The organism is Oceanobacillus sp. J11TS1, assembly GCF_018333215.1.
In the GTDB taxonomy this organism is placed as follows: Bacteria; Bacillota; Bacilli; order Bacillales; family Amphibacillaceae; genus Oceanobacillus.
The window spans coordinates 17,654-43,735 of sequence record NZ_BORO01000031.1; the positions used below are offsets into that span (position 1 = coordinate 17,654).

Sequence of the window (26,082 nt, forward strand, 5' to 3'; positions counted from 1 at the left end):
TAAAACGTTACTTTCCCTTATAATATAGTTGAAACCGAATTGTAGTACCTTTATCTATCTCACTTTCTATACGTAATCCTTCTCCCATATATTGCTGAAGACGTTTTTCCGTATTAAGCAACCCAATACCCGTTTTATCGGTTTTTGTTTTCAAACGCAATGATTCCTTTATTTTCTTTGGTAACCCTACACCATTATCTTTCACTGTAATTTCACATCTCTTCCCGAGACGTACTGCTTCAATGGTTATTTCTCCACCTTCTTGACGCTTTAATATCCCATGCTTCACAGCGTTTTCTACCAATGTTTGAATCAATAATGGCGGAACATGGACAGATGCAGGATCTACATCAATATGTTTGTGAATACGAATTCTCTCTCCAAATCGTACTTTCTCAATAGCAAGATAAGCATCCACTAAATTGAATTCATGCTCCAACGAAACAAGGTTATTTGTATTTTGAAAATCAAAGCTTGTCTGTAAAAAGTAAATAAATTGGTCTAATAAGTCACGCATTTTCTCTTGGTCCATTTCCATCAAACTATAAATAGAGTTAATTGTATTAAATATAAAATGCGGATTAATCTGTGCCCGCAGCCAAGCCGCTTCCATGCTTAAACGATCTGTGACAGCTCGCTTTAAATCAGTCAGTACACGTACTCTTGCTCGTAGTTCTAAAGGTTCCACCGGTTTAACAACATAGTCATTCGCACCAGCTAAGAAACCAGTTTCTATATCTTCCGGACGAGCTCGTGCTGTGAGCAGCAATATAGGTAATTCAGATAAATTGTAATGCTCTCTTATCTTTCTCGCCAATTCAAACCCAGACATCATAGGCATCATCACATCACTTATCACCAAATCAAAGGTTTGCGCGTTTAAATGACCTAGTGCTTCTTCCCCGTTATCCGCAAAAGTAATTTCATACTGACCCTTATCTAGGATTTTTGATACCACGGTTAAATTGATTCTTTCATCATCCACCATCAATATCTTAAAGCGCGAGTCAGGCAGCTGCTGTAATCCTTCTGCTCGTTCAACAGAATGTATTAACGGTTTATCAACCATTGTATTTTCAAGTGCCAAGGAGTTTCCTTTAAACAGTGGAAGTGTAAAACATACAGTTGTTCCCTTCCCCACATCGGACTCCACACTGATTGAACCACCTTGCAGTTCAACAAGCTCTTTTGTGATAGCTAAACCAAGTCCTCTTCCAGCATGATGCAAATTATCCTCGCTTATTACCTGCTCATACGGGAGAAATATTTTTTCAAGGTGTCCCTTTTCAATACCCGCTCCTGTATCTGCTACCTTTATCACTGCATAATCATTCACAACTTCCGCCTGGATTGTAATGGTGCCTACTTTCGTAAATTTAATTGCATTATCCAGAAGATTTAGTAATATTTGGTTTAATCTGTTTTCATCTGCTTCAAGCACCGGAAAAGACGGATCTACGCTATTTATAATTTGCAACGGTTTTCCTTCTACCACATGCGCCAGCATATCCAAAACAACTTGTGTTTGCCCATGAAGATGAACCGCTTTTTGATCCAACCTTAATCGATGCTCCCTTATTTGCGATAGATCGATTAAATCATTAATAAGCAATGACATTTTTTTACCTACTTTAATGAGCAATGTAAGTTCATCACGATCTCTGTTAGTTATGGTGTTCTCCGGATTATCTAAAACATACTGAGCAATATGCATCATGCTGTGCAATGGATTTCTCATCTCATGCGATGTATGCGCTAAAAAATCATCCTTACTTTTATTAGCCAGACGCAACTTCGTATTTTTTTCTTCAATATCTTGCACGTGCTGTAAAAATAAGCATATCCAATACCCTGCAAACAGAAGGAGTGCAATCAGAATATCTAAGGGATAGAATTCGATTAACATATCTATTCGATGCTTTATAAATGACCATACGACATTATGAAATACTGCAATCGCCGCTAGGATTAGTAAAAAAGTATTTGGCGCACCATCTATGTTTGCTTTAAAAATCTGTATGGCTACAAGAGAAGCACTAAGAATCTGAATAATGCCGAGTATAACGAGATGCTCCAAAATAATAGAGATAGGCAAAGTTATCACAAGGAAACCATATATTATATATAAGATAGGTAAGATTTTATACAGCCGTTTGGGCGCATAATCTGGCAAAAAATACTCCGCAAATTTAAGCAGGAAAATAGATATTAAAACATAAATGAAGAGCGTTAGTTTAAACCGAAATGCCTGATCCATCGGCAAAGATAGTAACGCAGCCCCATCCGGGTCAAATAATACCATCAACGTAATGGCAGCCATCAACAGGCTGAAATAAAAGGATTGCTTTGTTTTATACCCCATACAAAATAAAAACATAGCTGCAATGGTAAGAAGCAGTGTGAAAATCATAATAATAATTTTTGCCAGCAAATTAAAATGCAGTACATTATCTATCTTATCCGCGGTACCAAATAATAAAGGATGCATACTAAAATTAACCGGCATATAATCATGACTCACTTGGATAAGTACATCAAGTTCTTGAGAATCTGTTTGAAAAATCACTGTATACGGAAGCGTCTGAGCAGAATAACCTTCCAGCTTTGTCGAAGGATTACCTGATTCACCCACTAATTCCCCATTAATGTACAATTTACTTGCCGAGGGAAATCTAGGTATATAAATGGATAATGGCTGCCCGATAAGCGCATCATCAATCGTTGCCTGTAAATGAAACGTACCATACGAAAATTCCTGATTCTGTATATATGTAAACCACTGTTCTGGAAACTGTATGTATCTTTTTTCTACCGTAACGTTTTTACGATTAATGTCTTCGGGAGTGATTAATTGCTCAGGGTAAAATCCCCACTCTCCACTGAGTTTTAAAACCTCTCCCTCTAATCCCTGTTCTTTTAAATGAGCTTGTCCATTATGAATAAAACTGGCATGACCTATGTTAAAATAATGTAACCATACGAATCGCAGGCCTGTAAGGATAATCAGAAATAATAAAACAAGGATTATTTTTTTTCGATTCATTTTCAGGTATCATCTCCATTTTTCATAATTTCACACAAATATCCCTGTTTACATACGGTTCCTAGACAAAACGTGCTTGAAGGAACGCCTCTCAAAATTCCTTTCACAGAGAACATCCGTTTAGAAGGGAATTTCTACTTCGGCTCCAACAAATCAAACAGCATAGATAGCGAAACATGTAGTATACGAAAGAACCACCTGCAAAAGAGGCGGTTTTAAACGTAAATGCCAGCGACTGTCTTTTTCGAATAAATCCCTACTCATCATCTAGATTCCAAAAAATCATTATAGATTGCATTCAAACCTCCATGTCAATCTTCCCTTATGTGCTTAAATTTGCACTAACATAGCAGCTTCATCATCCAACTTTGCTAGTGAATTTATCTTTGGCAGCGCATATAAGGATACATCCTTATTATTTTTTATATATTCTATTAGAATTTCAATTATTTGAAGCCATAGAACTCGTAAATCCTTTCTTTCCTCTAAACTCCAGCTATATGGCATCTTTTCTAAGTAATGACCTTGGTATTCCTCTAATAATTCTAAATAACTTCTTATTGATACATGATCCATTTCCAATAACCGTAATGCTGATTGTCTCCATTCATCCGATTGAATCTTTACATTGTTCATGTTTATATGATAAAATTCATCTTCGCTGACGATTTTAATTTGTATGCCTGTTTGCTGAATAACTTTTCTAATTTGGTAAATAGTAGAATATAATTGGGAATGCGCCTTTTCCCACGGAAGATTGTCCCACAGCAAACTTGTTAGCTCACTTTTTCGAATAGCATTTCTGTGATTCTGAATAAGGTAAGCAAATAATTCTTTTGCTTTCGCTGTTCTCCATTTCACGTCTACCAAAATCTCCCCCATATAAATAGACAAATCTCCTAAATTCTTAATCGTATACGTTGATTGAGGGGAATCCAAACTTTTGCGTATGTTGCTTTTCTCTCTGATTCGGTTAATAGTTAATTGTAACCGATCTTTTTGTACTGGTTTTAAAATATAATCTAATGCATTTAATTCAAAGGCTTTTACGGCATATTCGTTATAACCCGTAACAAAAACGATATGTAATGAAGGTTGTATATTAAGTAATCGTTCTGCTACATCTATTCCCTTCATAGTAGGCATATGTATATCCAAAAATACAATATCTACATTTTGCCTCCGGACATAATCGATGATATTTTGAGGGTCGTTAAACTTCCCTATCACCTGTACATCATCCATTTTATTTAGTAAGGAATCCAAATACTGCAAAGCCAAATTTTCATCATCCACAATACAAATACGAAGCATGGAATCTCCCTCCAAATTAACTTTTCTAGTATTTACCGACATCTCCAAATTGCCACTCTATTCCGATTATAAAAATGATAGGAATTTGCTACTTGGTCAATTTCGATATGATACAACCGGTAAGTAGATCAGTAAAATTATGAATAGTATTAATTTTCATTATGAAATATATAAAAAAATCTTATAATTAAAGAATTATTCCTGTCCACATCTCTAACTATAAGGGGAGGATACTACTGCAACTATTATACCTTAAAACCCATTTTTAATGAATATATACATTTATAAAGTATCATTTTCTTTACTTAAATTATTATTATATAATCATAAATCTATTAATTGATTAAATCAAGTTAATATTTCCTTTGCCAGATTTCTAGTTAAAAAATGGTCTCATTATGTAACCAAGTAAATACAAAGAAACGCCTCATAAGTAAGTAATATATTTCCAAATTTATTTTTAACAAAGCAGTTTTGGGAAACAGCTGGTAACCTTATTATTCACTTGCTATACAGAGCTCTTTAATGTATATGAGGATGCAGCATAAATATTCTATTTATAAAAATAAGCACAACAGCTAATAAATCTCTTGGTCTTCTTATTCCTGTAACGTCTGCCAAAGAAATTATCTTACTGAGAGCATAAAAAAAGCGGATTAAAGAATCCGCTTTTTTACTGAAATTATGATTTTCGTCGACCAATTAACTGACTTACCAGTCCTAGCAACAATGTGCCAAGACCTACTAAGCCCAGTGTACCAATGGCAGTTGCAGTATTGGGGAGCTTTTCCCCTTTACTATCCTCTGCGTTGGTTTCCACAGAACCCCCATTATGCTTGGAACCAACATTATTGTCATAATTGGCTGTATATACTGTTCCATTCGAATTTTCCGTCTTATTTACGTCTGTTAGTTCACGCTTACCCGGCTCTCCTGGTTCTCCTGACTTACCTGGCTCTCCCGGTTCTCCTGGCTTACCTGGCTCTCCCGGTTCTCCTGGCTTACCTGGCTCTCCCGGTTCTCCTGGCTTACCTGGCTCTCCCGGTTCTCCTGGCTTACCTGGCTCTCCCGGTTCTCCTGGCTTACCTGGCTCTTCCGGATCAGTCGGCTCTTCTGGATCTACTGGTTCTTCTGGTTCAGTCGGCTCCTCTGGTTCAGTCGGCTCCTCTGGTTCAGTCGGCTCCTCTGGTTCAGTCGGCTCCTCTGGTTCAGTCGGTTCCTCTGGATCTACTGGTTCTTCTGGTTCAGTTGGCTCCTCTGGATCGGTCGGTTCTTCCGGATCGGTCGGTTCCTCTGGATCAGTCGGTTCTTCCGGATCGGTCGGCTCCTCTGGATCGGTCGGTTCCTCTGGATCGGTTGGCTCCTCTGGATCAGTTGGCTCCTCTGGATCAGTTGGCTCCTCTGGATCAGTTGGCTCCTCTGGATCAGTTGGCTCCTCTGGATCAGTTGGCTCCTCTGGATCAGTTGGCTCCTCTGGATCGGTTGGCTCCTCTGGATCGGTTGGCTCCTCTGGATCGGTTGGCTCCTCTGGATCGGTCGGCTCCTCTGGATCGGTTGGCTTCTCTGGATCGGTCGGTTCTTCTGGATCTGTCGGTTCTTCCGGATCGGTCGGTTCTTCCGGATCAGTCGGCTCTTCTGGTTCAGTCGGCTCTTCTGGATCTACAGGATCTTCTGGTTCAGTCGGCTCTTCTGGATCTACAGGATCTTCTGGTTCAGTTGGCTCCTCTGGATCGGTCGGTTCTTCTGGATCTACAGGATCTTCTGGTTCAGTCGGCTCCTCTGGATCAGTCGGCTCTTCTGGATCTACAGGATCTTCTGGATCGGTTGGCTCCTCTGGATCGGTTGGCTCTTCTGGATCGGTCGGTTCTTCCGGATCGGTCGGCTCCTCTGGATCAGTTGGCTCCTCTGGATCAGTTGGCTCCTCTGGATCAGTCGGTTCCTCTGGATCGGTCGGTTCCTCTGGATCGGTCGGTTCTTCCGGATCGGTCGGCTCTTCTGGATCAGTCGGCTCTTCTGGATCTACAGGATCTTCTGGATCTACAGGATCTTCTGGATCAGTCGGCTCTTCTGGATCGGTCGGTTCCTCTGGATCAGTTGGCTCCTCTGGATCGGTTGGCTCCTCTGGATCGGTTGGCTCCTCTGGATCGGTCGGCTCCTCTGGATCGGTCGGTTCTTCCGGATCAGTCGGCTCCTCTGGATTGGTCGGTTCCTCTGGATCGGTCGGCTCCTCTGGATCGGTTGGCTTCTCAGGATCTGTCGGTTCTTCTGGATCTGTCGGTTCTTCCGGATCGGTCGGCTCCTCTGGATCGGTCGGTTCCTCTGGATCAGTTGGCTCCTCTGGATCGGTTGGCTCCTCTGGATCGGTCGGTTCTTCTGGTTCAGTCGGCTCTTCTGGATCAGTCGGCTCTTCTGGATCAGTCGGCTCTTCTGGATCTACAGGATTCGCAATCTCATATCCCCATAATATATGACTAACTTTCGACTTGTCGTTTACTGTTGCTGTACTACCAACTACTTGATAGATTCCCCCGTTAGAAAGGCTGCCACTTAGATCGAAGGGATCGGAACCACTGAAATTATAAACTTCCTTAATATTCGCTAAGCTAGGATCATGAATGGAAACAGCTTTCAAATCTTCAGCTGTCCATACTCTTCCATCCGCTGACCAGATTACCGCAAATCTGGCTTGCTTAAATATCACGTACGTTGGAGGGGAAGAAAAATGATATTCCGTTTGCGCACTATCGACTTTTCCCCAATTTATTTCCTCAAAAGAATTTGATAACGCTACTTCATATTTTCCAGCATTTACTGGATTTTCAGCATGGACAATAGAAGCATTTCCTAATATAGATGATGGTAATGCAAGCGTTGTAATCATCATGGTTGCAATTATTTTCGATTTGTAACGATCCTTCTTCCTTCTGTTTATGTCCATCCTTACCTTATTTTGCATATCTCGTTTCCGCTTCAAATTTATTCTCCCCCTAAATTTTCAAGAATCAACCAGGACAAATTTTACTCCCCTACTTGGATGCAGAAGTAAATTGTACAGACAACACAACCTCATATTGAAACATAGCTATTTTGGGCGATCATTATTTCAAAAATTATCCCTCCAATTTCTTTTAAATAGTTATCAATATATTTCAATCTTAACTTCCCAATATAGGAGTTGGTAGCCTTGCCTTCTGTACCATTTCTGTACATATTTGTTTTAGGTCGGAGGAGATTTTTTCTTCAGCATGTTCTTTTCACACAAAAAAAGGCTTGCTAATCACAATTGATTAACAAACCTTTTCATTCATTATTTACTTATATCATTTCACAAAATCGTATTTCAGATGTTTAACGTGAAGATGCATTCTCAACAACAATTTCATCATTATTTACTTTTACGTTAACTGTTGTTAGCTCTTCTCCTTCTAGAATTAAATCCGTTAATTGATCCTCTACTTTATCTTGAATAACACGACGTAACGGACGTGCACCAAAGCGGGAATCATATCCTAATTCTACAAGGCGTTGTTTTGCCTCATCTGAAATAGTTATCGTGATTTGATTTTCTTTCATTGTTGCTTCCAAATCATGCAACATAAGGTCAACGATTTGTAATAGATCTTCTTCTTTTAGTTCATTAAAGTTTACAATAGCATCGAAACGGTTCAAGAATTCTGGTTTGAAATAGTTGCTTAACGTTTCTAATGTGGCAACTGATTCATGTGTTTCGCTATTAAAACCAACACTTACTTGCTTTTCTCCAGTTCCAGCATTACTTGTCATAATAATGACAGTATCTTTAAAGCTTACTTTTCTGCCGTGAGAATCTGTTAAATGACCATCCTCCATGATTTGCAAGAACATATTTTGAACGTCAGGATGTGCTTTTTCGATTTCATCTAACAGTAGAATAGAATATGGGTTTCTGCGGATACGTTCAGTCAATTGTCCTGCTTCTTCATGTCCTACATATCCTGGTGGTGAGCCAATAATTTTAGACACCGCGTGTTTTTCCATATACTCACTCATATCAAGACGAACCAACGCATCTCGAGTACCAAATAGTTCTTCTGCCAATACTTTGGTTAATTCTGTTTTACCTACACCAGTAGGTCCGACAAATAAGAAGGAACCAATTGGACGCTCTTTTGCTTTTAAACCGGCGCGGCTGCGACGAATTGCTTTAGCAACTTTGTTTACAGCTTCTTCTTGTCCAATTACTTTTGCGCGAAGATCATCTGCAAGATTTTTCATTTTTTCTTTTTCATCTTTTTGCATTTTTGTTACTGGAATTCCGGTTTTTTCTTCCACAATCAATTGAATATCAGAAACATCTACATCCAATGTTTTTTCGCCGTCTTCTACTTTCTCCAATTGTTTTTGCAATTGAATTTCTTGATAGCGAAGATTTGCAGCACGCTCATAATCCTCTTTATCTGCCGCTTCTTGTTTTTGCTTTGTAATTTCTTCTAAACGCTGTTGTATAGACACTGAATCTTTCTGAGCATTTGCAAGGTTTAATCGAGAGCCGACTTCGTCCATCAAGTCAATAGCTTTATCTGGTAAGAAACGATCTTGGATATAGCGGTTGGATAAACCGACAAACGCTTCGATTACTTCATCGGAATAACGTACTTCATGGAATTTTTCATAGCGATTTTTAATTCCTTGAAGAATTTTCACCGCATCTTCTAGAGATGGTTCTTTTACAATAATCGGCTGCAAACGACGTTCTAAGGCTGCATCTTTTTCAATTTGGCGATACTCTTTTAATGTTGTTGCACCAATTACTTGTAAATCACCTCGTGCAAGAGCCGGTTTAAGAATGTTTCCAGCATCCATTTGAGAGCTTTCTGCTGTACCTGCGCCAACAATAAGATGAATTTCATCGATAAATAGGATGACATCTTGGCGCTCTTGTAATTCAGCAATTAATTTATTCATACGTTCCTCAAATTGGCCGCGGATTCCAGTGTTTGCAACTAAGGAGGCTACATCTAGCAAGTAAATTTCTTTATTCATCAATTTCGTAGGAACGTTTCCTTCTACAATATTGACAGCTAGTCCTTCTGCAATTGCTGTTTTACCTACACCAGGTTCCCCGATTAATACTGGATTGTTTTTATTTCTTCTATTTAATGTTTCAATAACTCGTTTAATTTCTTTATCTCTACCAATGACAGGATCAATCTTTCCTGCTCGTGCTTGATCAGTAATATTTCTTCCTAACTGATCAATCAAGCCATTTCCATTGTTTGATTTTTGTTGTGTTCTAGTACGAGCATTTGCACCACTTTGCCCGTTACCTTGGAAAAAGTTGTTGGCAAATGATTGACCCATATTGCCAAATGGAGAATTAGAGAAAAAGTCACTATTCATCATGTCACCTTGGATTTCTTGCAAGCATTCATGACATAGATGCACTTCCATGCTTTGTCCATTCATTTGCATATGCGCATTTATGGTTGCATCATTTTGACCACATTTTTGACATTTCATTTCTCATTCCTCCTTTTAAATTAGTCTAGATAGCTTCATATTCGTTGTTTTGACTTTGACTATCTTTGACTATACCCATATTATACTCTGACCTATTTTGACTTTCAAGTATTTTAGTCAATTTTTTTATATTTTTTTTGACCTTTGTCATTTTTGCTAGTTTACATATAGGTAGAATCCTCATTTCATAAAGGGCTGATCGATTTATTTATCCATTCGATTTTTTTGAAGTATAACAAAAAAACTGCCCTTAAAAAAGTAAAAGAGCTTGTCGGATCCTCTCTCTCCGACTTTCTTTCCCTTCTTTAAAGGACAGTTTTTTAATATAGAAACTGCTTTGGCAATTGCTTGTGCATCCATAGGTCATCTAAGCTTTTAAATTGATAGCCTTCTTTTTTTAAATCCTGAATGACCTTTTCTAAGGCAGTTGCATTATCACTGGATACAGCATGGAGCAGGATAATCGCCCCAGGATGTATTTGCTTCATGATTTCATCGTAAGCATAATCTGCACCTTTTTGTGAATCTGTCTCCCAATCTTTAAAGGCCAATGACCAAAATACATGAACCAGTCCTAATTCTGTTGACCATTTTAATGTATCTGCACTAAATGTGCCACGAGGCGGTCTGACATATATTAATTCTTCTTGATCACTCACCTCTGCCACAGCCTGTTCTAACTCCTCCAGTTCTAGTTTAATGGCTTCTTTATCCATCACTGTAAAGTCCGGATGATGGTAGGAATGATTACCGATAATATGGCCGTCATCCACCATCCTTTTGACCAACTCAGGTTCGCTTTCCACATAATGCCCTGTTACAAAGAAAGTTGCAGGAACCGCTTCTTTTTTCAATACATCTAATATTTCAGAAGTAAATCCCTGTTCATAACCATTATCAAAGGTAAGATAAAGATTTTTTTCTCCGGAATCGTCTATATAAAAGGCGTTATATTTATCTAGCACTGCTTGGTATGCACCTATCTCCGGAGGGGTATGATTATTGTTTTTTTGGTAACCCCAGCCAAATGCAGAAGCCGTATCCCACGGAAACATGCATAGGAAAAAGGCAAGTGAAAATAGGAAAGTGATTGTTCTTTTCATTCGAATCCCACCTAGTTTTTCTCTTACCTTTTCCTTTTGTTTCTATATTATACGCTTTTCTTAAAGAACCATTGCTGCAATCCATCCGAAAATAAATAACGGAATATTATAGTGTATAAACGTCGGTACACAGGTATCCCAAATGTGGTTATGCTTGCCATCCGCGTTAAGCCCTGACGTAGGTCCGAGCGTACTGTCTGAAGCTGGAGAACCCGCATCCCCCAAGGCTCCGGCTGTTCCAACTAAAGCAGCTATAGCTAATGGTGAAAACCCGGCTGCTAAACAAATCGGTACAAACAAAGCAGCAATAATTGGAATGGTTCCAAATGATGTTCCGATACCAATGGTAATAACTAAACCTAATAATAGTAGTACAAAAGCGATTAAGGGCTTATTATCTCCTAATACGGAAGCCGATGCTTCAACTAATTCAGCAATAGCGCCTGTTTCCTGCAGCGTTTTAGCAAATCCGGCTGCTACTAAAATAACAAAAGAAATAGTTCCCATCATTGCAATACCCTGCGTCATAACTTGGTCTAATTTTCTATACGGAATAACTACGAATGCAAACAGTGCTATGATTCCGGTTAAAGCACCTAAAATTAAGTTTCCTGTAATAATTTGTACAATCAGTGCTAATACAATCGCAACAAGCGTGAGCAAATGTTTCTTGCTGAATGTTACTTCTTCAACGACATCATCTGTTTCTATTTTAGTTCCTTTTCTTGCACCGTTGGTAGCTTTATCTTTTCTATAGGTGATTAATATACCTATTAATAGCCCTGCAATCATCCCAAAACCCGGGATTAACATGGATAAAGTTACTTGATGAAGGGTAATTTCTGCACCGTTTGATTCTAATCCAGTTAGTATCAAGTCTTGGAATAAAAGTCCAAAACCTGCAGGAATCATAATATAAGGCGCCTTTAACCCAAATGTCAGTGCCACTGCTACGGCCCGGCGATCCATTTTCATTTTATCAAATAGTTTTAATAAAGGAGGAATTAAAATGGGAATAAAAGCAATATGTACTGGCACTAAGTTTTGTGACAGGCTCGCAACCCCGGCTAATGCCAATAACATCATTGTTTTCTTTCCTGTTAACACCCGAGTAATAAAATTCACTAAAATTTGGGTGATTCCGGTGTAACTAATTGCAGCTGCAAAAGTTCCCAATAAAATATAGCTGAGTGCAGTATTTGCAGAATCTCCCATTCCACTTACCATTAATTCAACAGACTCTACAAAGCCAAGCCCTGTCATTAAGCCAGCTGAAATAGCAGAAATGATAATAGCCAGTATAACATTTACTTTTAATAAACATAAAATAGTCATTAATAAGACTGCTACAATAACAACCCATCCCATTTTACTTCCCCCAATAAATATAATAATCTATAATTTCTTTAACACTTTATCATGATAAAGCATTAAAGAAAAAATTGCAAGGGGTTTTTCATTTTCCGCGCACAAAAAGGACTGTCCTTCTCGACAATCCTCTCTTGCGGTTCTTATTTTACTTGAAAGGAAAAGGATACATGATCTTGTACTGGTATCCAAGCACCAATTCCCTGCTTTGTTACATTTTTAATTTGTATCTTCTTATTCGAACCTTTTAACTCGATATATACTTCTCCAAAAGTTACTTTCCCTTTTTCGTTTACCGCTGGTGCATAAGCATCTAATATACCTTTTTTCTCGATTGGAATATTATATGAATTTGCCAATTTTGTATTGTGCCCGATAACGGTTTGATAAGACAATGGCAGCTTGGTTTTTTCGCTTGCCTTTAATAACATCATTGTCTTTACTTGTTCTGGATTATTTATTTTACTTGTAAGTGCACCTTTTACTTCTTTATGCGCTTGTTGATAATAGCTCATCTCTTGCACTTGATCGCCTTCAACATTATTCATTTCGTTTTTGTTAATGTGTTGATATTCCCAGTTTACATTTGATTCTGCGGATTGATAATTTATTGGCCATCTTCCTAAATAAACCATACCGCGATAACCGATTGCAACGGGCGATGGTTTAATTGTACTTTCATTTAAAATCTTAATGAGCTCCGGGTTTTCAATTGGTATGTCCACGCCTTTGATTAGTTCCTTTGTCAGTTCACTGGGTTCAATAATTTCTTGATCTTCGGTTGAATTCGGAAATGTATTTTCTTTAGAAACATCCAATACATGACTTGGTATATTGGATTCTTCTGCTTTTTCTTCCTTTGCAAAGCTCTGCGTTGGTATCAGAAGCCATGTCAAACATAAAAGAAGCGTATAAACATAAGCACGATTGCATTTTTTCATTCCGTACCTTCCTCTCTTTTTGTTTTATTTTTTCTGAAAGGAAGAAAACTATACATACGGTGCCATGAAACTTTTTGGTAAACGAAAAGAGACACCTCTTAACGTAAAAGATGTCTCTTTTTGTAAAAGCATTTTTTTTGCTTATTTTACAAATACACTATACCTTTTCTCTAATCGATCTTGCACGATACCGATTAGAATGCATACCGGCCAATAAATAAGGGCCACTAGAACGTACATGGTCATTGCATCGAATTCTCTCCCGGCAACAATTTGAGCTTTTTGGAATAATTCTGGTACAGTAATAACCGCTGTTAAAGAAGTTGCCTTAACAATATCCATAAAAACATTTGTCAAAGGTGGGATAGCGATCCGTGTTGCCTGCGGAAGAATGATTTTACGCAACGTTAACCAATAAGACATATTCAGCGCGCGCGAAGATTCCCATTGTCCTTGCTCCACACTATTTAATGCAGATCGATCGATTTCGGCAATATAAGCAGCACTATTCAAGCCTAATCCAATAATAGCAGCATGCACAGCCGCAAGTTGAATGCCAGCAGATGGTAAACCTAGATATAGGATATATAAAAATACGATAATTGGCGTTCCACGCATAAAAGATATATAGAGCCTGGCCGGCCATCTTAGAAACACATATTTGGAGCCTCTCGCCAGCGCTAAAAATAACCCTAAAATCAGTCCAATCAACATACTTCCGATGGAAATAAGTAATGTAATTGGAAGTCCGCCTAAAACAAACGGTAAGTTCTCCCAAGCTAATTGAACATCAAAAAAACCGCCGAAATTTATCTCTGTTATATTCATCAGAGACCTCTAAAAATCCAGACCTTCCACAATTTCAACATCTACATCAGGCTTTTGCGATGCATCTTCTTCGTAGAATTCTTTCGCCAATTTACTCAGTGTACCATCTTCACGCATTTCGTTTAAGGCACGATTCATTTCTTCTTGTAGCTTGTCTGCATCTTTTGGCATCATAATTGCTTGCTCTGTCGGATTAAATTTCAACGTCGGATGTAAATGCAAATCAAAATCAGGAAATGCTGCTACACCAAATTTGGTTAAGTAATAATCATTTAATACCAAATCGGTTCTTCCTGTACTCACATCACTTAGATACGCTTCATTCGGAGCATTACCATAAGTTACAATTTCCGCTCCGTAATGCTCTGCAATTTGACTGTAAATGGTTGACGCTGCTCCCCCAGCCTTTTTACCTTCTAAATCTTCTAATGTTTCTATCCCTGAGTTGTCTGATTCTCTTACTGCGGCTACAAGGTAAGAGTATTTATAAGGGTCCGTAAAACTGAATTTCTCTTTGTTTTTTTCTGTTATGGTAGCATCATTTGCCCCTACATCAATCCTGCCGCTATTAATGGCAGAAGCTAAATCATCTGCGCCCATTATTTCAAACTTAACTTCCAGGCCTAAGCGGTCCCCTATTTCCTTCATGATTTCTACCGTATATCCTGTTAACTCGTCATTTTCATCGTAGAAGGAGGCACCAATTAATGTTCCTGAAGTACCTGCAACAATCTCTCCTTTTTCTTGGATGCTTTCCCAACGCTCGTCGGTTGCATTTTCGTTCCCTGTGGTATCGGTATCATTCCCTTTTCCACAAGCAGCTAGTAAAAATACTGCTAAAAGAATAACACTAAAAATAGATATTTTCTTTCTCACCATAAAACCTCCCTGTATTATATGTATTTCACAAATTTAGTATAACAAAGAAAGGCTTATAAGGAAACATTTTCGGGATTCTGTTCTAACATTTATACAGAACAGTATTAATACAAATCATCTTCCAATCCGTATTTTTTAAAATTTGATGGGGTAGCGCCCAAGTTAGCGGTTGGGTGGAACGGATTGAGGTGAATTGGAGCGGATATTGAGCTTGGTGGAGCGGATTGAGGTGGGTTTGGAGCGGGGATATTGGCCTGAGTGGAGCGGATTGTGGCGGATTTGGAGCGGGTATTGGCTTGATGGAGCGGATTGTGGCGGATTTGGAGCGGGTATTGGCTTGATGGAGCGGATTGAGGTGGATTTGGAGCGGGTATCGGGCTTGGTGGAGCGGATTGAGGTGGATTTGGAGCGGGTATTGGGCTTGGTGGAGCGGATTGAGGTGGATTTGGAGCGGGTATTGGCTTGGTGGAGCGGATTGAGGTGGATTTGGAGCGGGTATCGGGCTTGGTGGAGCGGATTGAGGTGATTTGGAGCGGATATCGGGCTGAGTAGAGCGGCCAGTACGGTAGCGCTCGTCAATCATAGATTCTAAAAAATGAAACGGCAAATTATCTGGCCGTTTCATTTTTTAAGCTGATTTTCGATCTAGTAGTGTGGCATTTAAGATGCCGCCTGTAATTACAATTATTCCAAATAGATAAAACCAAATTAACAAAATAATAATTGTACCTAAACTGCCGTAGGTGGTGGAATAATTCGCCAAGTTATTCACATAGAAGGAAAATCCCCAAGAGACAAGCTGCCATGCAAAAGTTGCAAATGCCGTCCCCCATATCACCTCTGTAAATCGAAGACGACGATTTGGAGCAAGCTTATATAAAAAGAGCAAAACAATAAAGAAAATAAAGGAAGATACTACCCATCGTAATGTTCCCCATATTGCTAAGAAAGAATCTGCAAAGCCCACCCAAGAAAACAGATAAGTACCAATCATTCTTCCAAATAACGGCAACAACAATGCTAATATAATGATTAAAATCATTCCTATGGTTAATATCATCGCCACTAGTCGTGCTACTATGAAAGAACGATCCGTGTTTATCCGATAAGCATAGTTAAACGCTCTTGTAATTGCATTAACCCCATTGGAAGCTGCCCATAGCGTTCCAATGATACTAAGGGAAAGCAACCCACCATTTTGAATGGTTAATGATTCGAGATTCGTCGTAATTAAACGTATGACTTGCTCTGGAGCAAAATCTCCAAGCGTTGCTAAAATTAAATCCATATTAATAGGTAAATACGGAATTAAATTAAGTAAGAAGATTAGAAATGGAAATAAAGATAAAATAAAAAAATAGGAAAGCTGCGCTGCTAAACCAAATACATCTACCTCATCAAAACGAGCCCAGACCTGCAAGCCTATATTCCGTACATTTCTAATGTTCCCCCACCTTCCTTCTCATTTTTAAAAATAGCTTGTTCAAAAAATGAGAAAGCATGCGGTAGAATAAATGCCTCTGCACTGCTCTCCATACGGAATCAGGATGCACGTCTTCTATTTCTTCATCTTTATCCTACTATTATTCCTTACTTTTTGAACATGCTTTATTACTCTATTTCTTTACGACCGTATTTATTCGTAACTTTATCTAAAGTTTGTTCTACCTGTTCTAAAGCATTCATTGCATTAGAAGATCCACTTTCAAAAATTTGATTCACTTTGTCCACTGTTTTTTGCAGGCCTTGGATTGCCTCAGATGGATTGCTGATGTAATAAGACGAAGAGTCTTTTATTTCTTTTACTTTTCCACATGCATAACTGCGTGCTTCTTTATCAAATAATGCTGTAGCTCCTCCTATAACTGCTCCTGCAACGACACCTAAAATAATTTTTCGTTTACCCATGATTATCTCTCCTTTAAATTAAATGATGCTTCCCTTTCAAAAATTGAAGGAACTGGTGACACCCATTTGAAACTAGTTGATATGTTTGTTCAAAATCCCCTGTGTAATATGGATCAGGAATTTCATTATCTTCTATGTCTTCTACAAAATCCATTAATTTCACAATCTGAGTATCCTTATGATTGCCAGAACGCTTTAGTGCTTCATAATTATTTTGATCCATTGCAACCATATAATCAAATTGTTTATAATCATCCTCTGTAAGCAGTCTTGCCTTCATCCCATCATAAGAAACACCTTGCTGTTCTAATATTTTCTTTGTTCCTTGATGGGGCGGTTGTCCAAGATGCCAATCTCCTGTGCCACAAGAATCAACCTTTATCCTATCCGCCAGCTGTTCTTTCGCAACAAGGTCTCTAAATATCGCCTCTGCCATTGGAGAACGGCAAATATTACCTAAACAAACAAATAACACACGCACCAATCGCTATACACCCCATTCATTTCGCAGCTAATTGCATTTGCAATGAAAGTTATCTTTCTTAATTAATCTTAGAATAAGCTCATCTAAATGAACACCCTAAACAAGTATACAATAAGTTTAGGGTGTTTTGCTTTATTTCTATTATAAGCAACTTAGTCCGATAAGCAAAGTCTTAATTGTAGAAAATTGTTATACTGCTTGCATTATTGTCGAATAGAACATCCCTAAAACAAGCTCATGTCCCAGCTGTTGGCAATATGACGAAGCAACTTAATTCCTGCAATACTATTTCCCTGCTTGTCTAAGGCTGGACCAAATACACCAATGCCGCACCCATCCAGGAAAGGTAAATCATTATCACGTACCCTTGGGGGAACGACAGCTAAAATACCGCCAGATACACCGCTCTTTGCTGGAATTCCAACATAAGCAGCAAATTTTCCAGAAGCATCATACATACCACACGTTAACATCAGAGATTTGGCTATTCGGGTCACATTTCTAGGAATAATAACTTCCCCTGTGTCGGGGTGGAAACCATCATTGGATAGAACTAGCCCGATTCGTGCCAGGTCATCTGTTGTAATATTAATAGAGCACTGCTTAAAGTACGTTTCCAACGTTACCCCTAAATCAGATTCCAAGTACCCCTCTTCTAATAAATAATAACCAATTGCTCGATTGCGCATCGACGTATCACGTTCCGATTCATAGACCTCTACATCTAGTTCAGGCCGATAGCCAATCATCTTTTCCAGCAATGCAAATATCGGTTCCAGCTTTTGATCAGAGGTTTTTCCATTTAACAAAGAAGATATCGTAATTGCCCCTGAATTTACCATAGGGTTAAATGGACGTTTAGGGTTATTTATTTCCAAGTGCATAATCGAATTAAATGCCTCTCCAGTCGGCTCCACATCAACACGATGCAAAACATATGTCAGTCCGCGATCCATACATGCCACAATAAAACTAAGCACCTTCGAAATACTCTGAATAGAAAAAGGAATATCCAGATCACCCGACCGAATCTGTGTCCCATGCTTGCCGATAATAGTGATACCTAAAGCATTCGGATCCGCATCTTCCAATTTCGGAATATAGTCAGCTACTTTTCCAGTGTCCGTCTGCTTTTTGAAAAATGTAACCCAATTATCAACATATTCTTGCAGCCATTCTTTATTTCTTTCTGTATTCAAATTCACATATCCTTGTACCATGTATTGCCCCCCGCGTCACATAATAGTTTATATATGTATACCCTGTAAAGCGTATCATTACCCATCCATATTCCTTATGATAAAGTATTTTCATTTTAAATAAAAACAATACCATTTAAAAATTAAAAAACCTTTCCTCATGGCTGGCTATCTCTTAAAGAGAGTCAGACCATCCAAGCGGAAAGGTTTTTCATTCGATTATTCATTTAGTAAACGATGCTTATTTTCCAATAAACATTTGTGTCCAGTAGTTGCCTTGTTCTACATAACCAATTCCAATATGAGTGAAGTCACCATTCATGATGTTTTCACGGTGGCCTTGGCTGTTCATCCATGCATCGACAACTTCCTCTGGAGTTTGCTGCCCTTGAGCGATGTTTTCACCAGCAGTATTGTAATCAATACCGAAGCTTTGCATCATATCAAATGGAGAGCCATAATTCGGGCTATTATGATCGAAATAGTTGTTTGCTTGCATATCTTTGGATTTTTCGCGAGCTACTTTGCTTAGCTCCGTATCCAATTCAAGTGGAGCAAGTCCTTGTTTTTCTCTTTCTTGGTTTGTTAAATCAACTACTTCTTGTTCAAATTGACTAACGTCACCGTCTGTTTGCTTATCTTCTTTATTTTGCTGAGCTTCTTCCGCAGTATTAGCCTCTTCTTGGTTTGCTTCCTCAGATGGCTGATTTTCAGTTGGAGCTGCTGGAGTCTCTGCTTCAGCGTTTGGAGTAGCTTCTCCATTTATAATATCAAAGCAATTATAATTGTTTTGCTTTAATTGCTCACTATTTAATGCATTCCATCCTTGTCCATTAACAGAATAATAGACTTGCATAGAATTTTGGGCAGATGGTTGAGGATTTGCAGATGCTTCTACATCAGAAACGAATGCTCCTCCAAATAATACAGTTGCTGATAATGTAGCAACAATACCTACTTTCTTAAACATGCACATACACTCCTTTTTTTGTTGTTTTGTTTTGTGCAAAATGATCATAACACGGTTTTTTCTGTAACATTTGAAATAATCAAGGCAAGGTTTACCAGACTGCTTTATCCCACTAAAATTTATTGCTTTGAAACTTGTAAAACCTTGTCAAATCTACTATTCTAAATTGGGCATAATTCTCCTAGAATGGAAATTAAACATTTTGAAGGAAATCATTGCTACAAAACGCATATTGACAAGTTTCAGAAGTAGGTCTAATGTTACAAGAAAGACGTATTTGTAACGAAAATGTTACTTGATTTCATTTCTTTTATGCTTTATTTTATAGACTAGTTCTTTCTATATTATTAAAGGGGAGTTCATTACCCCCAAAAAAATGAATTTTTGATAGAATAGTATTCTAGGAAACTGAAATAAAATGATATATTGTAGATAATGTATATATGTATAAACGAAATCACACGGAAAAGTGTCGTATCTTGTCTTTTCTGTTTACAATCACGATAAAAAAATAAAACTGTACTTATAATGGAGGATTATATATATGTTTTCAAGCGCTGAAATTGGAATTGATTTAGGAACTGCAAATATCCTGGTTTATTCAAAAACGAAAGGAATCGTTTTAAATGAACCTTGCGTCGTGGCAATAGATGTAAATACAAAGCAGGTAATGGCGGTAGGAACGGAAGCAAAAGAAATGGTTGGTAAAACACCAAAAAACATCATCCCAATTCGTCCTTTAAAAGATGGTGTTATTGCCGATTATGATGTTACGGCACAACTATTAAAAGAGTTATTAAAAAAGGTAAGCAAAACATTAGGAATGTCTATGCGAAAACCAAATGTCATTGTATGTACACCTTCTGGCAGCACAAGTGTGGAAAGAAGAGCTATTCATAATGCAGTCTCAAGTTATGGTGCAAAACAAGTTCATTTAATTGAAGAACCTGTGGCTGCAGCTATCGGAGCTGATTTGCCTGTGGATGAGCCTTATGCAAATGTGATTGTCGATATCGGAGGCGGCACTTCAGAGGTAGGTATTATTTCCTTTGGCGGAATTGTATCTTGCAACTCTGTACGCACAGCTGGGGATAAAATGGATGAAGAAATTATTCAACATATCCGTAAACAGTATAATATTTTAATCGGAGAACGTACTGCTGAAAATATTAAAATGGAAATTGGTTACGCTCATCCAAATCATAAAGAAGAAAAAATGGAAATTCGCGGCCGTGACATGGTTACTGGACTTCCAAAGACCATTGAAGTTACCTCTACAGAAATTTATGCATCTCTAAAAGAATCATTAGAACAAATTCTAGAGACTATCCGTGCAACATTGGAAGAATGCCCTCCTGAATTAAGTGGTGACATTGTTGATAATGGAATTGTCCTTACTGGTGGCGGTTGCCAATTAAACGGTATGCAGGAATGGCTAGCAGAAGAGCTTAGTGTTCCTGTTCATATGGCTCTAAATCCATTAGAATCGGTAGCAATCGGAACTGGCCGCGCACTAAAAATGATTCATAAACTGCAAAAAGCGGCAAAATAAAACTTCAACCATCGCACCGTGATAATACTTGTCTAAGAAAGGAAATAGATTGCTGGCGTCTTTTCCCTTTCACTAATAATCCGTGGGGACTTCGTACGACCCCCACGAATTATTAATAAAGGAAGGCAACCGACAGGCCCTTAGCTTTGTCTGATAACCTCGTTATCATGCAATGAAAAAGGAAATATACTTGTTGAAAATTAGATAATATCTATTCCCCTTTAAAAATGCTCATTTAGAAGGCTTCTTTAGATTGCAAAAAAGACTCAATGACTCAGGAAATGGACTTACGAATTTATTATCGAAATCATTCTTATACGAAATGGACAGGTGTCAGCGATGTTTTAAGGATTAAATTAAAATAAGGAACAATGAATCTTCTTTTTTAAATAACAAAATGGGGGATTAATTTGTTATGCGCATAAATGTAGGCGTCATCATTTAGGAAGCGGTTGTATGGTTTTCCATTGATATTTTTTCTTTAATAATGACTCCCCGTTTCGCCATTTGGTGGATATAAGCCTCACCTGGAACTATTTTTTCTGGTGGATGTACCCCTATTTTGGTAATTGTCCCGTTTCCAATCATTTGAGCCGCGATAGAAATTGTATTTGCAGTAGCGCGAGCCATCGCTGTTACACCTGTTTGCTTGTCTTTGTACGTCACCATTTCATAGGTAAATACCGTATCCACTTGTTTGTTTTGGCCTTTTACCTTCGCACGCAGTAAAACAGCATCTTCCTTATCTTTTAAATCAACAATCGGATCAAGTACTTTTAATAAAACCTTTCGAGGACTGACTTTCACACCGTCCACAACTACTTCATAATGATTCCTGGTTAAATTCAAATCGACTAATAGTTTCATTTTTTCTGCATGCCCTGGATATCGGATGGTTTTATACTCTAATGTTTCTAAATAAGGAAAAGACTGTGTCAGTGTAGATGTTCCGCCGGATGTATGGAATGCCTCTAATTCTCCAAAATCGGCAAAGTCAATTGGCTCCAATTCGGATAAGGACGGTACAGAAATTAATTTACCATCACGAATAATCTCGGAAGGATCGGTGTAGTGATCGAGTACTCCTTCCATGGAAAACACATGATTATATTCTAATGGCGCTTCTGGATGAACAGGGATGCCACCTACATATAATTGAATCGATGTTGCTTTTTCTAATTTACTGACACCATAGGCCTGATAATATATTTATCATCCCGGGAGCAACGCCTAAATCGGGAATAATAGTGACATTAGCAGCTCTTGCCTCTCCATCTAATTTCATTACTTTATCGGTAATATGATCAATATGCCCACCTAAATCTACCACAGAAGTGCCTACTTTCATGCCTGTTTTAGCAACTTGTTCATTAAAAGTATAAAATAGTGCATTCACAACAACGTCAAAACGGCACATGAAATTTGCAAGCTCATCTTCATTCTTTGCATTTACTTGGTAGGCTGTCATTATTGGAGATTGTAGCTGATAGCAAATGTTCTGGGCACGTTGCAGATCAATATCTGCAAGGCCGATTTCTTGGATGCCTTCACTGTTTACCAAATCCCTTGCGACTTCTTTTCCCATGAGACCGGTTCCTAATACACCTATTTTCATGCTAACTCCTCCTTTTCAATTCGTACTTTAAAAGGCACTTATAGTTTATGCATCCGTATCGATTTGGGCACGCTGTAATTTACCACTATAATCGACATAGACCGCCTTCCATTCCGTGAAAACGTCCAAAGCCTGCACACCGGAATCTCTATGCCCATTTCCTGTCCCTTTTGTTCCTCCAAATGGTAAATGAATTTCTGCCCCTGTAGTTCCAGCATTTACATAAACGATTCCTGTATCCAAATCGCGCTGTGCTTTAAACACACGGTTGACGTCTTGTGTGTAAATCGAACTTGATAAGCCATATTTCACTTTATTGTTCGCAGCGATAGCTTCTTCCAAATCATTGACCTCAATCAAAGAAACAACAGGACCAAAAATCTCTTCCTGAGCTATTCGCATATCTATCGTCACATCTGTAAATAGTGTTGGCGCAAAATAAAAGCCATTTTCATAATTTTCTACCGTCAGCTGCTTGCCGCCCGCTGCTAAATTTGCTCCTTCTTCCTTTCCGATTTCAATATATTTTAAGATTTTATCTAATCCGGCTTGATTAATAATTGGTCCAACTTTACTTTTCGGGTCAAGACCGTCCCCGATGGTTAAATTCTCCATTGCAGATAACAAACGTTCCTCCAAGGTTTTCCGCACATCTTTATGGACAATCACCCGGCTACATGCCGTGCAACGCTGGCCGCTGGTTCCAAATGCACTCCACAAAATTCCCTCTACTGCTAAATCAATATCTGCATCCTCCATAACAATCACTGCATTTTTACCGCCCATTTCAAGTGACACTTTTTTTAATTGTCTGCCGCACTCTGTAGCCACTTTTCTGCCCGTTTCATTAGAACCTGTAAAAGAAATAACGCGAATATCCTCATGTTCAATCATTGCTTGCCCAATTGTTGTTCCAGATCCATATACGATATTGATAACACCTTTTGGCAATCCGGCCTCCTCAAATATCTTTGCTAACTCGTAAGCCATGATTGGAGTTTCTGAAGAAGGTTTCCAAATAACTGCATTTCCGGCAACAATTGCAGGGAAGGACTTCCATGTAGCTATAGCTATTGGAAAGTTCCAAGGCGTGATAATCCCGACAATACCAACGGGGCATCTCTGACTCATGGCAAATTTATCTTTTAATTCTGTTGGTGTGGTTTGCCCAAATAAACGCCTTCCCTCTCCAGCCATATAAAATGCCATATCTATTCCTTCTTGAACTTCACCACGTGCTTCCTCAATGACTTTTCCGTTCTCTAAAGTTAATAGTTGAGAAAGTCTTTCTTTCCGTTCCTTCATAATCGCCCCAACTTTATACAGGATTTCTGCACGTCCTGGTGCAGGAACAAGCGCCCATTCCTTTTGAGCAACACGAGCAGCTTCCACAGCCTGATCAATCGCTTCGGGATTAGAGTTCGGAACTTCAACAAGTACGTTTCCATTGGCTGGGTTATACACATGTTCCCGATTAGAAACTTCTATCCATTCTCCGTTAATAAAATTTTTTAAGATTTTCTCTTCATTTGTAAGCGTTGTCATTTAAATTCCTCCTTGAACATGGGTAATTTCGTTACATGTACTTCTTTCTCCCTAAAACATTCTGTCTCTTTCTAATTCTAGTATAATGGAAGCTTAAATATGTTTACAACTGTTTTTGGATAATATTCAGAAAACAGCGACAAGCCCTGTTTTTTATGGGATAGTTCAAACTCCCACTGAATGAAGTTTTGTTTTATGATATACTAAACATTGATTTTTTATTAGGAAGGAATTTACGATTATGGAAAAACAGACAGAACAATGGTCAACCAAGCTTGGCTTTATTTTATCTTCCGCCGGCGCTGCGGTTGGGTTGGGAGCCATATGGAAGTTCCCTTATATGACAGGAATGAACGGCGGTGGAGCATTTTTCTTTATCTTTATATTTTTCACTGTCCTAATCGGCCTTCCCTTATTGATTGCTGAATTTGTCGTTGGTCGAGGGGCTCAGAAAGAAGCAGTTAGCGCTTTTCAAAAGCTTGCCCCAAAGAGTATATTTTCTTTTATTGGAAAGTGGGGCGTAGTTGGAGCTTTTATTTTAATGTCTTTTTATAGTGTTGTAGGCGGATGGGTGTTAATATACAGCTTATTATCTATACCTGGGATGGTAATTAAAGACGGCGCAGACTATACAGGTCTGTTTGGAATGATAACAGAAAACCCGCTGATTACTGTAGCTGCTTTGGCAGTCTTTGTCTTTATTAATTCTTTTGTTATTTCCAATGGCATTAAAAACGGTATCGAAAAATATAGTAAGATTCTTATGCCTCTATTATTTATATTTTTTATTATCATCGTTATTCGTGCCTTAACCTTTGAAGGTGCGATGGAAGGTGTACGTTTCTTCCTGCAGCCTGATTTCTCCCAATTAAACGGGGAGAATATCTTATATGCATTGGGACAGGCATTCTTTTCTCTTGCTGTCGGTATATCGGTAATGGTTACTTACAGCTCGTATTTATCAAAAGATGTTAGTTTAACGAAATCAGCTGCGTCTGTTTCCATTATGAATATTATGGTTTCTTTACTTGCTGGACTGGCAGTATTTCCAATAGTGTTTTCATTCGGATTAGAGCCTACGGAAGGTCCAAAATTATTATTTATAGTTCTTCCAGAAGCTTTCTCGCAAATGCCTTTTGGAGAAGTATTCCTTTGTTTATTTCTTCTCTTGTTCTTATTTGCCATTCTAACCTCTTCTTTTAGTATGTTAGAGATCATTACTTCAGCAGTGCATGAAAAGACAAAAGCAAATCGCAAAACAATAGCATGGATTGCTGGTCTGATTGTTTTTATTGCTGGAATTCCAGCAGCTCTGTCATCTAATCTTCTTGCTGACTTTCATATTTTTGGGAAAACGGTATTTGATGCAAGTGATTTCTTAGTCAGCAATATTATGCTGCCTGGTGGTTGTTTGCTTATCGCTTTATTTGTAGGTTTTAAAATGGATCGCAAATTAGTTGAACAAGAGTTTCATGCAGGCAGTCACTGGAGAAATGGCATGTTTCAAACATGGTATCAACTATTAAGATGGCTTGCTCCGATTACCATCGTTGTCGTTTTTCTTTATTCATTAGGAGTAATTTAGGATAGCTTCGGATTTGGTCGAGCGCTTTTGGCCGGTTTTGGAGCGGGTTCGGCGGATGTCCGAGCGCTTCTGGCCGGTTTTGGAGCGGATTCGGGGAATGTTCGAGCGCTTTGGCTGGATTCGGGATGACGTACAATAGTCTGTGTAAGCTGAATAAATAGGAAAGGTAAGGTTATCCTACCCATTAGTTAATCATCACAAAAACTAAGAAGAGGAGACCTTACCTATGTCTACTAGTATAACTGATAA

18 protein-coding genes and 1 pseudogene are annotated in these 26,082 nt (G+C 38.5%); 3 read left to right on the top strand and 16 right to left on the bottom strand.

All coding sequences use genetic code 11. The annotated features are described in order from the left end of the window. Positions 1–7 precede the first annotated feature (7 nt). The 9 genes from KI343_RS17290 to KI343_RS17330 form a co-directional block, all read right to left on the bottom strand. A complete protein-coding gene (locus KI343_RS17290; protein ID WP_212927669.1) occupies positions 8–3,043 on the bottom strand; it encodes a hybrid sensor histidine kinase/response regulator in 3,036 nt (1,011 codons plus the stop codon). Between the two features lie 330 nt (positions 3,044–3,373). Then, complete coding sequence (locus KI343_RS17295) at positions 3,374–4,357, bottom strand: response regulator (RefSeq protein ID WP_212927670.1); 984 nt, start codon at positions 4,355–4,357, stop codon at positions 3,374–3,376. 682 nt (positions 4,358–5,039) lie between these two features. Further along, on the bottom strand, positions 5,040–7,331 hold the full coding sequence (locus KI343_RS17300; RefSeq protein ID WP_212927671.1) for a collagen-like triple helix repeat-containing protein: 2,292 nt from the start codon (positions 7,329–7,331) through the stop codon (positions 5,040–5,042). A gap of 374 nt (positions 7,332–7,705) precedes the next feature. Further along, on the bottom strand, positions 7,706–9,856 hold the full coding sequence (locus tag KI343_RS17305; protein WP_212927672.1) for an ATP-dependent Clp protease ATP-binding subunit: 2,151 nt from the start codon (positions 9,854–9,856) through the stop codon (positions 7,706–7,708). Positions 9,857–10,176: 320 nt separating this feature from the next. Further along, positions 10,177–10,959 carry a delta-lactam-biosynthetic de-N-acetylase gene (gene pdaA / locus KI343_RS17310; protein WP_212927673.1) on the bottom strand — a complete coding sequence of 261 codons (783 nt, stop codon included), beginning with the start codon at positions 10,957–10,959 and terminating at the stop codon, positions 10,177–10,179. Positions 10,960–11,019: 60 nt separating this feature from the next. After that, the gene (locus KI343_RS17315; RefSeq protein WP_212927674.1) at positions 11,020–12,327 is read right to left on the bottom strand and encodes a Na+/H+ antiporter family protein; all 1,308 of its coding nucleotides are present in this window, start codon (positions 12,325–12,327) and stop codon (positions 11,020–11,022) included. 143 nt (positions 12,328–12,470) lie between these two features. Next, on the bottom strand, positions 12,471–13,268 hold the full coding sequence (locus KI343_RS17320) for a YfkD famly protein (RefSeq protein ID WP_212927675.1): 798 nt from the start codon (positions 13,266–13,268) through the stop codon (positions 12,471–12,473). Positions 13,269–13,409: 141 nt separating this feature from the next. Then, positions 13,410–14,096 carry an amino acid ABC transporter permease gene (locus KI343_RS17325; protein ID WP_212927676.1) on the bottom strand — a complete coding sequence of 229 codons (687 nt, stop codon included), beginning with the start codon at positions 14,094–14,096 and terminating at the stop codon, positions 13,410–13,412. A gap of 9 nt (positions 14,097–14,105) precedes the next feature. Further along, positions 14,106–14,975, bottom strand: a complete 870-nt coding sequence (locus KI343_RS17330) for a transporter substrate-binding domain-containing protein (protein ID WP_212927677.1) — start codon at positions 14,973–14,975, stop codon at positions 14,106–14,108. A 205-nt stretch (positions 14,976–15,180) separates the two neighbouring features. Between KI343_RS17330 and KI343_RS17335 the strand changes: the two genes are divergently transcribed. Beyond that, positions 15,181–15,501 (top strand): hypothetical protein, encoded by a 321-nt coding sequence (locus KI343_RS17335; RefSeq protein WP_212927678.1) that lies wholly within the window; start codon positions 15,181–15,183, stop codon positions 15,499–15,501. A 102-nt stretch (positions 15,502–15,603) separates the two neighbouring features. Here the strand turns inward: KI343_RS17335 and KI343_RS17340 are convergent, their stop codons facing one another. From KI343_RS17340 to KI343_RS17360, 5 genes are all read right to left on the bottom strand, one after another. After that, entirely contained in the window at positions 15,604–16,395 is a 792-nt protein-coding gene (locus tag KI343_RS17340; RefSeq protein WP_306432593.1) for a YihY/virulence factor BrkB family protein, read from the bottom strand. A gap of 191 nt (positions 16,396–16,586) precedes the next feature. Further along, positions 16,587–16,883, bottom strand: coding sequence for a YtxH domain-containing protein (locus KI343_RS17345; RefSeq protein WP_212927679.1), 297 nt, complete (start codon positions 16,881–16,883; stop codon positions 16,587–16,589). Between the two features lie 13 nt (positions 16,884–16,896). Beyond that, positions 16,897–17,364, bottom strand: a complete 468-nt coding sequence (locus tag KI343_RS17350; RefSeq protein ID WP_306432594.1) for a low molecular weight protein-tyrosine-phosphatase — start codon at positions 17,362–17,364, stop codon at positions 16,897–16,899. Positions 17,365–17,591: 227 nt separating this feature from the next. After that, positions 17,592–18,587 (bottom strand): glutaminase, encoded by a 996-nt coding sequence (locus KI343_RS17355; protein ID WP_212927681.1) that lies wholly within the window; start codon positions 18,585–18,587, stop codon positions 17,592–17,594. A 220-nt stretch (positions 18,588–18,807) separates the two neighbouring features. Next, entirely contained in the window at positions 18,808–19,536 is a 729-nt protein-coding gene (locus KI343_RS17360) for a CAP domain-containing protein (protein ID WP_212927682.1), read from the bottom strand. A gap of 544 nt (positions 19,537–20,080) precedes the next feature. Between KI343_RS17360 and mreBH the strand changes: the two genes are divergently transcribed. Next, positions 20,081–21,088, top strand: coding sequence for a rod-share determining protein MreBH (gene mreBH, locus KI343_RS17365; RefSeq protein WP_212927683.1), 1,008 nt, complete (start codon positions 20,081–20,083; stop codon positions 21,086–21,088). A gap of 441 nt (positions 21,089–21,529) precedes the next feature. On the opposite strand, the pseudogene KI343_RS17370 reads toward mreBH, so the two are convergent. Next, a pseudogene (locus KI343_RS17370) lies at positions 21,530–22,703 on the bottom strand (saccharopine dehydrogenase family protein). A 45-nt stretch (positions 22,704–22,748) separates the two neighbouring features. Continuing rightward, positions 22,749–24,248 carry an aldehyde dehydrogenase family protein gene (locus tag KI343_RS17375; protein ID WP_212927684.1) on the bottom strand — a complete coding sequence of 500 codons (1,500 nt, stop codon included), beginning with the start codon at positions 24,246–24,248 and terminating at the stop codon, positions 22,749–22,751. A gap of 241 nt (positions 24,249–24,489) precedes the next feature. On the opposite strand from KI343_RS17375, the gene KI343_RS17380 reads away from it, so the two are divergent. Then, positions 24,490–25,833, top strand: a complete 1,344-nt coding sequence (locus tag KI343_RS17380; protein WP_212927685.1) for a sodium-dependent transporter — start codon at positions 24,490–24,492, stop codon at positions 25,831–25,833. Positions 25,834–26,082 lie beyond the last annotated feature (249 nt).